General features: G+C 31.4%; 12 protein-coding genes. All 12 read right to left on the bottom strand.

The window, feature by feature from the left end; translation table 11 throughout:
- Positions 1-9: 9 nt before the first annotated feature.
- The 12 genes from HNV08_RS04730 to HNV08_RS04675 all read right to left on the bottom strand — a co-directional run bounded on the left by HNV08_RS04730 (position 10) and on the right by HNV08_RS04675 (position 15,729).
- Positions 10-321 (bottom strand): DUF6660 family protein, encoded by a 312-nt coding sequence (locus tag HNV08_RS04730; protein WP_173280017.1) that lies wholly within the window; start codon positions 319-321, stop codon positions 10-12.
- Positions 322-468: 147 nt separating this feature from the next.
- On the bottom strand, positions 469-867 hold the full coding sequence (locus tag HNV08_RS04725) for a heavy-metal-associated domain-containing protein (RefSeq protein ID WP_173280016.1): 399 nt from the start codon (positions 865-867) through the stop codon (positions 469-471).
- Positions 868-902: 35 nt separating this feature from the next.
- On the bottom strand, positions 903-2,675 hold the full coding sequence (locus tag HNV08_RS04720; RefSeq protein ID WP_173280015.1) for an efflux RND transporter periplasmic adaptor subunit: 1,773 nt from the start codon (positions 2,673-2,675) through the stop codon (positions 903-905).
- A complete protein-coding gene (locus HNV08_RS04715; RefSeq protein ID WP_173280014.1) occupies positions 2,672-3,415 on the bottom strand; it encodes a heavy-metal-associated domain-containing protein in 744 nt (247 codons plus the stop codon). Before HNV08_RS04715 ends, HNV08_RS04720 begins: the two co-directional genes overlap by 4 nt.
- A 3-nt stretch (positions 3,416-3,418) precedes the next feature.
- Positions 3,419-4,636 (bottom strand): TolC family protein, encoded by a 1,218-nt coding sequence (locus HNV08_RS04710; protein ID WP_173280013.1) that lies wholly within the window; start codon positions 4,634-4,636, stop codon positions 3,419-3,421.
- Positions 4,633-8,361 carry an efflux RND transporter permease subunit gene (locus HNV08_RS04705; RefSeq protein ID WP_173280012.1) on the bottom strand — a complete coding sequence of 1,243 codons (3,729 nt, stop codon included), beginning with the start codon at positions 8,359-8,361 and terminating at the stop codon, positions 4,633-4,635. The genes HNV08_RS04710 and HNV08_RS04705 overlap by 4 nt, the downstream gene beginning before the upstream one ends.
- A gap of 111 nt (positions 8,362-8,472) precedes the next feature.
- Complete coding sequence (locus tag HNV08_RS04700) at positions 8,473-8,886, bottom strand: HYC_CC_PP family protein (protein ID WP_173280011.1); 414 nt, start codon at positions 8,884-8,886, stop codon at positions 8,473-8,475.
- Between the two features lie 254 nt (positions 8,887-9,140).
- Positions 9,141-13,388: an NACHT domain-containing protein gene (locus HNV08_RS04695; protein WP_173280010.1), complete on the bottom strand. Its 4,248-nt coding sequence runs from the start codon at positions 13,386-13,388 to the stop codon at positions 9,141-9,143.
- A gap of 139 nt (positions 13,389-13,527) precedes the next feature.
- Positions 13,528-13,977 carry a hypothetical protein gene (locus tag HNV08_RS04690; RefSeq protein WP_173280009.1) on the bottom strand — a complete coding sequence of 150 codons (450 nt, stop codon included), beginning with the start codon at positions 13,975-13,977 and terminating at the stop codon, positions 13,528-13,530.
- 59 nt (positions 13,978-14,036) lie between these two features.
- Positions 14,037-14,768 (bottom strand): P-loop NTPase family protein, encoded by a 732-nt coding sequence (locus HNV08_RS04685; protein WP_173280008.1) that lies wholly within the window; start codon positions 14,766-14,768, stop codon positions 14,037-14,039.
- A gap of 6 nt (positions 14,769-14,774) precedes the next feature.
- Positions 14,775-15,440 carry a hypothetical protein gene (locus HNV08_RS04680; RefSeq protein ID WP_173280007.1) on the bottom strand — a complete coding sequence of 222 codons (666 nt, stop codon included), beginning with the start codon at positions 15,438-15,440 and terminating at the stop codon, positions 14,775-14,777.
- Between the two features lies 1 nt (position 15,441).
- Positions 15,442-15,729 carry a helix-turn-helix domain-containing protein gene (locus HNV08_RS04675; RefSeq protein WP_173280006.1) on the bottom strand — a complete coding sequence of 96 codons (288 nt, stop codon included), beginning with the start codon at positions 15,727-15,729 and terminating at the stop codon, positions 15,442-15,444.
- Positions 15,730-15,774 lie beyond the last annotated feature (45 nt).

Raw genomic sequence — 15,774 nt, 5'->3', positions numbered from 1 at the left:
AGGTATTCATTACACTTGTGGTGGTTGTAAAACGGAATTCGTGAAGTCTTTTTCTGAACCGCTTAGGTATAAAACATCTTTTGTGGAAATAAAAGATATTCCTAATTTTAAATCTGGAATATCAAAATGCACAGCACTTACATGGCAGCATTGACAAATACAAAAAGGCGAACATAAATCTGAATCTTGATGTTGATGGTCATTGTCCATTCCTTGTGAAATTTCTGTCTGCACCTCATTATCAAGCGTAACATTATCTTCGCAGGGTGCTAAATTAAGCGCGAAAATATAAATTGATAATATAAAAGCTAAAAATTTCATCGTAGCAAAGATATAAATTATTTAATGCAATGGTATTGCAAATAACGTTAGTATGATTTTTTTATAATAGAAGAGCCTTAAATAACAAGGCTCTTCTATATTTATTATTAATGGTCATGGTCTGAATGATCCTCTTCCTTTATCTCCTTATTGATTCATCATCATTTCGTGGTCGTATTGACAACATCCTGGTAGGTTACTGTAAGCATCTTCATCTCCTGAAACTTTTTCTGTATCGTAACCTGATGCTGCTATTGCTTTGTGAATTGCCATTGTATCTGTTTTAGCATCATCAAAAGACACATCTATTTTCTTTTTATCGACATCCCATGTTGCATTAGCAACACCTTCAACTTTGTTAGCAGCTTTTTCGATAGTTTTTTTACACATTCCGCAATTACCTCTAACACCAAAAGATATGTCTACCATAGCCATGTCTTTAGATACTTCCGTTTTTGTTTCTGTTGTTTCTTGCTTGGTTTCGTTTTTGCAACTCGTTAAACCTATAGCCATAATTACAGCTACACTTAAAATTACTTTTTTCATTGTTAAAAAATTTAATTGTTATTATTTGATTTTTATTATTCTATGACTTGTTTTACTTCTCCACAGGTTAGCATTGCACCACCAAAATATGGATTGATTACTTTTTCTTCCCTGCTCAACCAGTACGCACCAATGTTATCGTCTACCATCGGACAAAACTCAACAAAGACTTTTTCATTGATACCAAATGTCTGAATCGTGCTAATTAAATGTGATGAAAGATGCTTAAAATGATTTCGTTGTGATTCAATATTTGATGCATTTGAAATTGATGTGGCAGATGCTTTTATTTCTTTTTCTAATGACATCCAATGACCATGAGCCTCTTTATCTTTTAATAGCTTCATATCAACTTTAGATAAATTACCCAGTAGTCTTTTCGATTCAGTTATTACATTATTAGATTCATCTTTAAGTAAAGCATCTTTTAATTTGATATAATCATTAAAAACGACTTTCAATTGATTCTGAAAACCCTTGGACACTTTTACCCTCTCATTCATATTAGAATGATTCGCGTTATTTGCTGAAGGATTATTTTCCATTCCAAGATGTCCTTCATGACCAGTCATAACTTTACCACCTTCTTTATTCATCATTGATTTTTTGCCTTGTAATTGCGCTGCTGCATCAACGGTAAATGTTCCATTTGTTACTATCTCATCGTCAATTTTCAAACCATCTAACACTTCATAATTGTCGCCAATTTGATTCCCTAATGTAATTTTTCGCATTTCAAAAACAGGTTGAGCAGGGTCTGTTTTTATATAAACAACTGAACGCTCTCCAGTCCATAAAACGGCTGTGGATGGAATGGTTAATGCTTGTTCTTTACTTGAAGTCATCCCTTTAACTTTTCCTTCAACAAACATTCCTGGCTTAAAAACGTTCTGTTTATTATTAAGTACCGCTCTTAATTTCACAGTTCTTGTTCTTGTATCTAAAACAGGGTCAATAAAATCTACTTTAGCTTCAAATTCTTTATTAGCATAAGTATTGGTAGTGACTGAAATCTCTTGTCCTTTTTTAAATAAATCGATTTGATTTTCATACACATCAAAATTTGCCCAAACCGTGTTTAGATTAGCTATTTTAAGTACAGGTTGACCTTGTTTGATATAATCGCCCTGTTCGACTAATTTCTCAGAAACCGTACCTGAAACCGTTGCATATACCGGAAAATTTTCTTTAACCTTAGCAGAAGTTTCAATTTGATTAATTTGATTTTCAGAGAGCTTCCATAATTTTAATTTGTTGCGCACAGCTTTATATAATGCAGGTTGTGATTCTTTTAATGAAGCTGCTGTAATGAGTTCTTGTTGCGCTGCATATAATTCTGGCGAATAAATGGTAGCTAATAGCTGACCTTTACGAACTTCTTCGCCTGTAAAACTGATATTCAATCGTTCTATTCTTCCTGAAAAATAACTGACTTGAACCGAATTTGCTTCTTCATTTTCAACAATTTTACCAGATAATTTAATGGTGTTGCCATCAATATTTCCTTTGCCAACAACAGTTGTTTGAATATTAGCTAAAGCCATCGCATTTTCAGTTAACTTAAATTGGTCTGCTAATAGGCCATCACTTCCACTTTCGGCAGGAATTAAATCCATACCACAAATAGGGCAATCACCTGGTTCTGGTTGCATAATTTGTGGATGCATAGAACACGTCCACATTTGATTGTTTTCTGTTACTGCATCATGATTGTGTTCTGTTTCTGTATTTGACGAACCACCAAAAAGGAACCATCCTAATAGAAGTCCCACAGCTAATATTCCTATGTAAATTATATATTTTTTCATTTTAAAATGATATTTAATAGCATTAATATTGCCATTACAATCATTATGGCATTCTCAATAAAAGTAGCTTCTGTCATTGGTAACTTTAAAGCTGTACCTAAACAAGCACATCTAATAGATTTTTTATCTAATAATGTTTTCGTTACACCAATGGTTGTAATACCTAATACAACAAGTGTTATTATTAAAGCAATTTCTACTTTAAAGCGCATTAAAAACATTAATCCCAAAGCTGTTTCTATAAATGGATAAATCCAACCATAAGCAGGAACTCGTTTTGCTAATGGGTCGTACATTTTGAAAGATTCTGGGAAGCCTTTTAAATCTAACATCTTGAAGAAGCTAAACACAATGTAGAATAAGCCCATAAAGTCGAGCATAAATGCACTCCAACTCCAATCTTTATAATGTAATAATACACTTGCGGTTGCTATATAAAAAATAATAAGTAAAAGAGGTTTTAATTGTTGCAACTTGCTTTTTTCTTCTTCCATTGACATTGTCGCCATACTTGAAGATGCAAACACATTCTTCTCTTTCTTTTCTGATAAGGTATACTTTTCTGGTAATGCCTTTTGTAATATTTCAGTTGAAATATGAGTATTCATGTTCACTTCTGCTTCACCTTTTACAAGATTAACAGACACCTCTGATACTTGGTCTATTTCACTTAAATATTTTTCTACGGAAGCCTTACAGTTATTGCAGGTCATTCCTGTTATTTTATAAGTATGTGTCATATTTTATTGAATTAAATAATTAATAATTGTGCTTTGCACATAGTAGCCCTTAATAGACTCTATTTGGTTCATTTGAAACTTTAATTGTAGTTCTTGAATATCTAAAACGTCATTAAAATCAATCGTTCCTGTTTCATAGCTTTTAATTAAAATGTCTTCAGCATCTTTGGCTTGTTTTAAGTTCTTGGTTTGAGTCTCATAACTTATTCTTGTCGAAATACGCTCATTAATTGCTTTACTTAAAAGCGTTTCCAAAGTGTTTAATCGTTCTTGTTTTTGAGCCGTAATTTCCTGTTGTTGCAACTTATTTTGCTTGGTTTGAGATTTGTATTTCTTATTGAATATTGGGATGGACACCGAAACCATTGGCATTACAATATCTTTACCGTTATCTAAAAAACTCATATCTGGTCTTTCGGAAACATTGATATAATCCAAGCCAAAACCAATCATTGGACTGCTTTCTTTTTGGTTTAATAATTCGGATTGCTCTACCGACTTATAAAATTTATCGAATTTTAGTAATTCAGGGTGTAAGGCTAAATTTTTAGAAGTGAATTCAAAGTCTTCTGAAGGCATCATTAAACTATCTACCACACTAACAGCAGTATCATTTTTCCTGCTCAAGAGCTTATTGAAATTAGTTTGTTCTGCTAAAAACTGTTGACTTAAAACATCTTTTATTTGTTGCATTTCGTTTTGACGCATTTGCAATCGCAACACATCTACCACTGAAGCTTTGCCAACTTCAACCGAGGTTAGTGCTAACGTTTCGTAGGTTTCCAATAGTTTAATATTCTCGCTTAAAACCTCTTGCTTTGCTTTATTAGAGTAAAGATTATAATAGGATTGTGATACAGAAGCCATCAATTTTCGCTTAGCAATAACAATGTCTTCATATTTTGCATCAGCCAATGAACTCACATAATTTTCTCGTGAAGCAATTGTACCAAACCACGGTAACATTTGTTTAGCGGATACTTTAAAGCGTTGCGCTCCTGTTCGGGTTTCTGGTTCACTTACGAAGTAACCCACGCCAAATTCAGTATTAGGAATGGTATTGACCTCATTCACTTTTTCGGAAGCAATACTATACTGAAATTCAAATTTTTGAATTTCAGGATTATTAGTTAGAGCTTCATTAATAAGTGTTTCTAATTCTTGTGCATTTGAGACACTAAAAGTTAATAAACCTATGAGTGTATAAATTATTTTTTTCATTTGTTTGCTCTTTTCAATTTAAACTCTTCTCTCCAGCTATATAATACTGGTACAATAAAGTAAGAGGTAATGTCTATAACCATGCCTCCAAATATTGGAATTGCCATAGGTATCATAATATCACTTCCTTTTCCTGTGGATGTCAATACAGGCAACAGCGCCAAAATAGTAGTAACTGTTGTCATTAAACACGGACGAATACGTTTTTCGGCTGCTTGTAAAGCGGAAGTTCTTATGCTATTTTTATCGGCAGGTTTTTCACGCTCAAAAGTTTGTGTGAGGTATGTTGCCATAACAACTCCATCATCTGTAGCAATACCAAATAGGGCTATAAAACCTACCCAAACTGCCACACTTAAATTGATGGTTTTCATATTGAAAAGGTCTCGCATATTCTCGCCAAATAAACTAAAATTAAAAAACCAATCTTGACCATACAGCCATATCATTATAAAACCACCTGCAAATGCAACCGTTATTCCTGTAAACACCATGAGTGACGTAGTAACAGATTTGAACTGGAAATACAGTATCAAGAAAATAATAGCAAGGGCTAATGGAACGACAACAGAAAGCGTTTTTTCTGCTCGTAACTGATTTTCATAAGTTCCTGTAAATTTATAGCTGATGCCTTTTGGAACAGTTAATGCTCCTGAATCTATTTTCTGCTGAAATAAAGCTTGCGCATTTTCAACAACATCCACTTCTGCATACCCATCTAATTTATCAAACAACACATAGCCAACTAAAAAGGTGTCTTCACTTTTAATTACCTGTGGTCCTTGCTCATACTGAATAGTCGCCAACTCACTTAATGGAACAGGGCTTCCTTTTTCAACAGGAATATAAATCCCTTTTATATCTTCTGGATTACCACGCAGCTCTCTTGGATAACGTACTCTAACAGCATAACGCTCTCTACCTTCAACCGTTTGCGTTAAAGCCATACCACCTATTGCAACCTTTAGCACGTTTTGCACATCTTCAATTGACACACCATAACGTGCTATCTTTTCCCTATCAATATCAATGAGCAAATACGGTTTACCAACAATTCTATCTGCAAAAACAGCTTCAACCTTAACACCTTTTGCCTGTTTTAAAAGACTTTCTAATTGCAAACCAAACACTTCGATTTGTTTTAAATCTTGTCCTTTTACTTTTATTCCCATTGGTGCTCGCATACCTGTTTGAAGCATAACTAATCTGGTTTCTATGGGTTGTAATTTTGGTGCAGACGTAACGCCAGGTAATTTGGTAACTCTAACTATTTCATTCCAAATATCATCAGGACTATTAATTTCTGGTCGCCAATTACGATAGAATTCGCCATCATTATCTTCGATAAGTTGAGCATGTATAACTTTTGTAAAAACAACATTTTCGGAATTATTAGGATTGGCGATAAATGTTCCATCTTTCAATTCAAAAGCACCATCATCGTTTACTTTGTAACGTTGTCTTTTTCCTTTTGAGTTACGCATGTATTCAGACTTATACTGAATCATGTTTTCGTACATAGATAAAGGCGCAGGATCTAATGCAGATTCTGTTCGACCAGCTTTTCCAACTACGGTTTCAATTTCTGGAATAGTAGCTACTGCCATATCTAATTGTTGAAGCACTCTTTTGTTTTCTTCAACGCCAGAGTGTGGTAATGAGGTTGGCATTAATAGAAAAGAACCTTCGTTTAGAGATGGCATAAATTCTTTTCCTGTATTGTTCATAATCCATCCTCCAGAAACAAGCACAGTTGCCGGAATAATTAAAAACAATAACTTGTTTGCTAAAGCCCAATTTAAAATTTGACCATAATACTTTCTGAAAATTGAAAATATTCCTAAAATTCCGAAGCAAATAATAGCTACAAAAATAAGATTGACTAAAATACTTCTGTCAAAGCCTAGTGGTCTCCAATATTCGGCAAGTAAAAATATAATGGCAGTACACGAAATAATAATATTTACAAGATTGCTGTTTTTCTTATTTAGTTTACCAAAGACTCCAAGTAAACCAGTAATACCAAAAGCAATTAAAATAATCCCTAACCAATATCCAGTAACCATAATTGCTATTCCAGCAATTATTAAAGCACCATTTAAAATATGCTTAAAAGAATTTTTAAGTGATGTTTTTCTGAATAAATAAGCTGCAAATGGTGGAATTAAAAACAATGCAATGACCAAAGATGCTGATAACGCCATCGTTTTGGTAAAAGCAAGTGGTCTAAATAGTTTTCCTTCTGCACCAATCATTGTAAACACAGGAACAAAACTGATAATTGTGGTTAATACCGCGGTTAAAATCGCTCCAGAAACTTCGGCAGTCGCATTATAAACTACTTCATTCGTAGTTAACTCTGTACCATCTTCTCGTAATCGTAATTTGTCATCATCGAGATGGCGAATCATATTTTCTGCGAGAATGACGCCTACATCTACCATAGTTCCAATAGCAATAGCAATTCCTGAAAGGGCTACAATATTGGCATCAACGTTAAACAGTTTCATGGTAACAAATACCATTAATACGGCGACAGGCAGCAATCCAGAAATTAAAATAGAAGCTCTTAAATTAAAAACCATAACAATAATAACCAAAATGGTAATTAATATTTCTAGTGTCAACGCTTCATTAAGCGTGTCTAATGTTTCTTCAATAAGCTCGGTACGATCATAGAAAGGAACAACTGTTAATTGAGATGTTCGTCCATCTGCCAATACCTTTGAAGGTAATCCACCTTTCAGCTCCTCAATTTGCGCCTTTACATTATTAATGACTTCCATTGGATTTGCACCATATCGTGCCACTACAACACCACCAACGACTTCCGCACCTTCTTTATCCAATAAACCTCTTCGTGTTGCTGGACCTAATGATACTTTACCAATGTCTTTAATCTTAATTGAAGTAAAATCCTCTGAAGTAACTACAGCATTTTCAATATCTTCAACAGATTTCACATAACCCAAACCACGTACTAAATATTCAGCTTGATTAATTTCTATAGTCTGCGCACCAATATCTTGATTACTACTTTTAACCGCTTTTACAATCTGGTTTAAACTAATGTTATATTGACGCATCAGCTCTGGATTGACATCCACCTGATACTCCTGTACATAACCACCAATGGAAGCGACTTCAGAAACACCGCTTGCAGTAGATAAAGCATATTTCACATAGTAATCTTGAATGCTACGCAGTTCGTGTAAATCCCAACCACCAGTAACATTTCCATTTTCATCTCTACCTTCAAGAGTGTACCAAAATATTTGTCCTAATCCTGTTGCATCTGGACCCAAAGCAGGATTAACACCTTCAGGTAATAAACCACTTGGTAATGAATTGAGTTTTTCTAGAATACGACTACGACTCCAATAGAATTCTACATCTTCTTCAAAAATGATATAGATACTTGAAAAGCCGAACATAGACGAACTACGAATCGTTTTTACTCCTGGAATACCGAGTAAAGAAGTCGTTAATGGATAAGTGATTTGGTCTTCTATATCTTGTGGCGAACGACCATCCCACTTTGTAAATACAATTTGTTGATTTTCTCCGATATCTGGAATGGCATCAACAGCCACAGGATTACTTGGTAAAAACCCTGTATCCCAATTGAAAGGTGCGTTTACAGTTCCCCATCCAACAAAAAGGGCAAGTAGCAGAACTGCAACGAGTTTATTCTCTATAAGAAATTTGATTGCTTTATTAAGCATATATTTTGATTATTAAACAGTTAGACATTGGCGTTAGGAAAACACCGAATACAACAAATTATCCTTATGACATTATAAAGTCATAGGATAAAACAGTCTATTGTTTAAAAATCAAATTAAATAAGTCTCGTCAATCTTGAAGATTTGCCTGACGACGAGTGGTGGATCGTATTCTTCAAAAGAAGATACATTGTTATCTAAACCTTCAAAAAGGTTAATATAGGTATAAACAAATGAGGCAATGAAAACTTGTTGTTCAAAAGAAATTTTGTCAACTTGTAATTGTAGTTCGTCTTGACCATCAACTACCAATTGTTCATCATTACAACAGTTTTTCTTTGTAATAGCACATCCTTCAGTAGAAGGCTTTTGCATTTCCATACCACAACCCTTAGCCTTATTAAAAACAGCTGTTTCTACTAAAGCATCTCCACAAAAATGCATATTAAGCGTAAATGACATTGTAGAGCATAACACTACAAAAGCCATTGCTAAAGACATTATTTTATGGAATACTTGTTTCATATTAATTACAAAATTATGAAATTTTAACAACTATTGATTTTGTTTAACAGAAGTTTAGAGGTTAATTATGTTCTACATTCGCTATTTCTTCATCCGTAAGCTCATAAAGTTCATAAACCACCTCAAGAATTTCTTTTTTGGTTAGAATGTTTTGATTAGGAAGTACAGACAAGAACCCCCTGTTTTAGGCAAGTAAAGCACAAGTGTAGAAGTGTGAAAGAAATAATTTAATGATGTTAATTTTCAGATTATTTCTATGCAAAATAGTATTGAAATTTATCCATTTTACTTGCGATAGAAGGAAAGGACATTGGTTTAGATTCAAGTTTTATATGTATGTCTTTTAAATCTAGTAAAACTTGATTAAGATAATATAGATCATGCTCATTATTGTCAAGTGGTTGTCTGCATTTTTCTAACTCTTCTATAAGTTGTTTGCATACTTCTGGAGAATTGTTTTGAGCAATAGCATTAATTGATTCAACAATAAACCTTATGGGGTTGCTATACGCATCAAATTTAAACTCATTATTTTCATAGTAAGTTTTAATTAATTCAATTATATGTGGGATAGATTTTGGGTTATGATGCTTAGGAAAGTCCTCTGTGCGTAAACTATTTTTAGTTCTTCGAGTATATATTTTTTGCTCTTTAATCCAATTATTAAAGTATAGGAATGCCTTTTCGTAATTCGATTTAATGAGGTATTTAATAGTGATTAATTCTTTTAAGTGTTCATCATTTGCATTATAGTAATACAGTATTTTATCAATAACGAAATCACTTTGGTTATTTTCAATTAGAATATCGAAAATTGACCACACTATATCATCTGTAATCTCTTCTTGCATATTTTTGTTTGCTATTTTTTTAAGCAAATCTACAGAAGGGTTGATTTGATAATATTTCTTTAAGATTTCTTTTCTAAAGTAATGGTTTTGATTGTTATCTAATAAGTACTCTTCTATTTTAGGATAAGCCTTTCTTAAACGGTTATCAATAGCATAGATAAAGTGGTTTTTTCTTATTTGCTCAACAGTAATACCTTTTTCAATATTTAGAATAATCCTGTCATCAACAGTTAATTTATCTAATATTTCACATATATAGCCAATACCATGATGCTGTCTGTTAAAATTCATTGTGCCATCAACTTCCAATAATTCTAAAAGGATTTCATCAGGATACTTTAAATTAAATAGATTTCTAAAATACCAAAGAAAATCACATTCCTCTTTATCTAATAAAGATTTTGATTCAAGATTTATAGATTTAATCGATTCTTGGCACCAATTATTGATGAAATCATATTGCTCTTTTGTAATCTCTATGGGCTTGTTTAGTCTGTTGTTACGCTTAGAATGTATTTCTTCTTTAATTTTCTTTATTAGGTATAATTCGCTGTTGACTAATTTAAGAACATCATCACAAGTAACATATTTGGAATTAGAATGACGTAATGTCTCATGGACAATATTAATGACTAATTGAGGAATGGACTTTTGTAATTCAAGACTCTCCCAATATATTTTCTCAAATTCATGAAGACTCTCCCAACTTGTTTTTTCTGATTGAAGATTAGTGAATAAAGCTTCTACTAATTCTATTAATTTGTTTTTATCAAATAATAAATTAAAATTCAACATTTCTTTGGTTTCATGGAGTTGCTTCCATTCATTTCTCTTTTTTTGCTCTAAAATATCTCCTTTAAAATCATAGTTTGTGGCCTTTAAAATAAGACTTTGAAATTTTATTGCTAATTCGAAATTTCGCCAACTCAAGTTATTTCTGAAATGCAGTACAGCTATATCTTTAATGTTACTTTTCTTGTATTCTTCTGCTAAAAATACAATACACTTATCAGTAGCTATGTGCGACATAAACCGCATTCCAATCTTATTTCTAACATCATAGAATTTTAAAAAGGCTTCATGTTGAGTATTTGTAATTTTGAAAAACTCAGAAAAATCTTTTTCAAAATCAAAAAGATATAATCTTTTTTCAATGCCTCTGTAAATAAAATTCACAACCTTATCTAAAATATTAGCATCTTTAGAATACATAGTAGAAAGCCTTTGAATAGATTCTGTGATTTCGCTTTCGTTAAGATGATAATTATCTTTTCTAATTAATAGGAAATCTAAAGCAAATAAAAATGAGTCAATATTTCTAAACTGTAAAAGAACATTCTTCAAATTCTGCCTTTCATTTGAAGAAATATTTCTGTCTTTTAGATGTTTTCGTTCTATTTTACCACTTATTACGTTAGCTACTTTCTTAATGTAGTCAACATGGTTATTGGGGTCAACAGATTTTTCGTTTAAGAATAGTTCTTTTTGAAAACATTCCAATAAGGAAGTGAAAATTCTATGATAGTCATTTTCCTTAATCTTAGATAACAGCTCTGTAAAAAACTCTTCATCTAAATGATATTCTAATCGTTTCACAAATCTTAATAAATCTGATTTAGCATCTAAATCAAAATCTTCATTATTATCATCTAAATATTTTAAGATTAAAGCTTTTATTTCTTTTTCTCTTTCATTCAAATTCATGTAAGACAATAAATCAAAAGCAGATATTCTTGTTCTTCTATGATTTGTTGTGTCATTTATTTCAGAGATTAAAAAATCAATATTTTTAACGTCGTCTCCAAACTTGGCAATTTTTATTGTTTCACTATCATTAGTCCTTATCCATAAAGTATTAACCTTGCATCTTTTAATAAAATAATCTTGAAAAATATCTGATCTTATATCTTTAGATATTCTGTCTGAATCAGATTTAAATAGAACTTCTGAATCGTATTTTTTAAGCCATTCAATTAAATTTATATAAGTTTCATCAGTTGATTCTAAATCATTAATCAAATAGGATATTGAATTTAACCATGAAGGGTGTGTTTTATTATTATCAGAATTAAGACTAATAAAGTTAATTATTTCATCAAATGGAAGCTTCATCAAGGCTTTTGAGACAAAATACTCTTGAAGGTTTTTATGCTCAAATTGCCATTTATCTGCGTTGTAAACTTTTTCAATAAAACAAGAATTGATTAGTTCTGCCTTATGATTTGGAATTAACATTGTTAGTTTGGAATCTTCAATTACTCTTGATTGCATTGCCTCTATAGTTAATGCAGTATTTTTACATGCGGAAAATATTATAGACTTATCATATTCTTTATTCTGAAACTTTCTAACCCTGTCTTCCTCTAACCTTTTATCAACATATTTTTCAATTAGGTCAGTTTTGTTTTTTGGTAAACTGGAGTTTTCCGAATAGTATTCTCCGAAAAGGTTTAAATAAAAGGGATTTTCTAAAAACTCTCTTTGGTCTTCATTAACATGTAAGCCTAAAATTACTTTACGAGGAAATTTGAATGCTGACTGTAAATGATTTATTGCACTTTGATAGCTTATACTATCAAGAAAAAAACATTCAAATTTTGGTATTCCTTTTACAATATTTTCATAAATGTTAGTTCTACAACTTAGAACAAAATAAATGTTCTGAAATTCATCCTTGCTATCAGAAATGAAGTTTTGAAGTTTAGCCTTGAACTCATTTATATATGATATTTCATCCAAGCCATCCAAAATAATCAAAAGGTTAGGTATTTTATCCCAGTCTTTTGGAAGAAAATCACTTATTTTACTATCAACAGTAAAACTGTTTATTACTCTGTAAAAAGGAATAGTATTCGTTTCTTCTCTATTCTTCCAAAAGTATTGCGCCAGTTCAGCTAATTCTACAGATTTGCCTAAACCTGGATTGCCTAACAATGCCAACCCGTCATTTTTTGAGTTTGAAATATTGCCCTTAACTATAGAGATTAGATTATCTGAGTCATCTTCTTCGTGATATAAATATCTATGAGACTTCTTAGCTTTTCTTTCCTTAATTAAACTTCGTGGAATATAATTTGAACATTTTTTGGCGTTCGAAATAAATTTTTCTTTATCCTCTTCGCTAACTATGATTTTCCTAAAATTTCCTCTTGAAAGAATGATGCTCTTAAACTTTTCAATTTCCTCGTTCTCATTTATTTTGAGGCTACATTCACGTTTGTATATTTCTTTATATATGTCTTTATTAAGAGCGAATAAGTTTTCTACTCCATTTGCTTGGTCTAAAAGCCTTGTTGTAAATGAAAATTTATCAAATACTGGTTCAACTTTTTCAGCATTTCTATTATTGCGAAAATTAGCTCTTGGGCTAATAAATAATGCTAAATCATATTTGTTGAATGAATAATTTGATTCTAAATCAATAGCTTTAGCATAAATAGGTCCAAACTTCAAGTCTGTTGAATAATCTTTACATTCAATATAAATTGACCTTTCTTTTAAGTCTTCACAAATAACAAATTGAACATCAAAACCATCTTGTGTTCCACTAAATTGAATACGTTCTTTATGGATTATATAACCTAACCTGTTGAATAGATAAGAAAAGAACTCTTTGGTTAATTTTTCAAAATTTTTACCATCATTTTTCATTAATAAAGTTTAGTCAATTTTCTAAAAAATACCAAAGGCTTAGTCATATTAATTGATCCACAAATTTTAACATAATTAATGTGGTTGTATAAAAGTAAGAAATCTTATGAGAAATAGATTAATTAACAATCATGGAATTTCAAAATAATGACGACTTATTTGGTGTACTGTTCTGAATCAATCTTTTTAGTTGATTTAACTCATTCTTTAAAATTGCAATATCTCCTTTTGTAGCAGGTAGTGAGTTAGGTGCAAATAATTTCTTTGCTGCAAAAACTGCTACATCTGCTGTAGCTGCTCCTATAGCCGTATTTGAAATAGAATTTACATCAATCATTGGTGCTTTTTGAATACTTTCAATCTTTGTTTCTAAGCTTTTTATGGAATCTATAATATCGATTTTTGTAGGCAGGCTTAAACCTTCAGCTTTTGGTAATGTTTCTTTCTTTTGATAGTGACCAGAAACATATTTATAGTCATTTCTTTTATAGCTTGCTTTTGTTTTACAACTTGCTGTACAATAAACGTGATTGCTTCTTCTAGCTTCAAAAGTTTGGCAACAATGGTTGCATAATTTTGCTGTTTTCATAGTCGTTTTTAAGAATTTGATTGATTAAAACGTAAAATAAAGTTTAATTTAACCTTTTGTTATCTTCTATAACTTACCCCAACAAATTCAATAATATTAAATATTTCATGTAATCGATCGTAAATGCGACCGCCATAACGCAGTCCAAGATCTTCTAAAGTTTGTTGAGCACATTTATCGCTATTGGTATAGTTACATGAAGCAAATGTTGTTAATTTTTTATCGTACCTGTTCGCTAACACCTCCTCAATAACATCAACTTTACCATAATTACTGGCTAAACGTTCTGAATTTATGTCATCTATAAACATGTATTTTCTATTTACATCTTTAAAAAACCATTCTTTATCTAATGGTGTCTGACACATTTCATAATTTTGAACCAATTCTTTTGAGGTATAAAATTTAAACCTTAAACTAGGAAAGTTTTGAAACACTTTTTCAAAAACCTCAAAATAGTTCGACTTCCCTAAACCATAGCCTCCAATTATTAAAAGTCCTTTTTTTAAAGAGGGGGTGGTAATATCACTTCTTAAATTTTTACATTTGAAGAATTTTTCATCTCGCAGAAAATAATAGAATATTACTTTCAGGTTTTTTAATGCATCCTCATCTTGTTTTAACTTTTTTCCATACATATTAAAGAATGTTCTAGTAAATATCTTCCATAATTCTGCCTTAGAGATCTCATCCATTTGCTTTATAACTATTTTTGACGATTGTGTCTTTTTGTCTTTAAACATCCGATTTAATAATTGACCTGTTTTTTGAGTTTCACCAATTCTTTGCATAATTAATTACCTATTTGTGAGTAATTTGCTCTTAGGTTTTGATATCTTATCTGGGTGTTTTTCATTTGAAACCCATTTTTTAAGTCTTTTCTCTATCTCAAAAAATTGTTGTTCTTCAAAACGCATTTTTGTTTGATTGGTATTTAATTCACTCCAATAATTAAAAAAAGATTCTAAAATTTTAATATTAAAATTAGAGAGAGCAAAGACTTTATCTCTAAATATCTTTTTTCTATTTTTTAATATATTATTATTAGTATTCGTAGTTGCTAATGGATTGTTAATCGTTTGCGAAGAGTTTAATAATGGCGTGCTATTTTGTATGTCGTTAGGTTTATCATTCTTTGGCTGATTTGTTTCTACAACGAAACCACTTAATTCAGGAATACTGATTTTAGTAAAAGCTGTTGTAGTTTCTACTTTGATATAATCTGTTGCTTCCAATTTTGACAAAGCAGTTCTTACTTTACTCACAGTAAGACCTGTTTCGACTGCAAGTTTTTCAAGCGATATAATAAACTCCCCTTTATTTATTACAATTCCACGCCATCGTTTTTTGCTATAGTTGACCTTAAGTAAACAATGTACAAACAATTTACAAGTATTAACATCTGTATACCATTCCCAATCGATTAGCTCGCGATAGAGCATTATAAATCCTGTGTTTATCATGCTACTCCTGTTTAGTGAGTTTGGAAAAAATATCACTCTTTTTGTAGTAGACACGATTCCCCATTCGATAGCTTGGCAGAATACCATTTTTACGCCAATTCCAAAGGGCTTGTTTAGAACATTTTAGGATTTTAAGAGTTTCATCAACCGTAAGAAGTTCATCTTCCTCTTTTTTGGATGGCTTGTATTTATCAAAATACGATTTTAACTTCCTATCAACACCAATCAGGATATTTTCAGTAAGCTCATCGAGTATCCTTTGATAAATATTAAGTTGTGTAGACTTCATTTGACCTGTGTTTAATGTTTTACAATGCAAAAATACTCTACAACA

Source organism: Winogradskyella eckloniae (genome assembly GCF_013249045.1).
GTDB classification, from domain to species: Bacteria; Bacteroidota; Bacteroidia; order Flavobacteriales; family Flavobacteriaceae; genus Winogradskyella; species Winogradskyella eckloniae.
The sequence above is the reverse complement of the archived record's forward strand: the minus strand, read 5'-3'. Positions and strand labels throughout refer to the sequence as shown.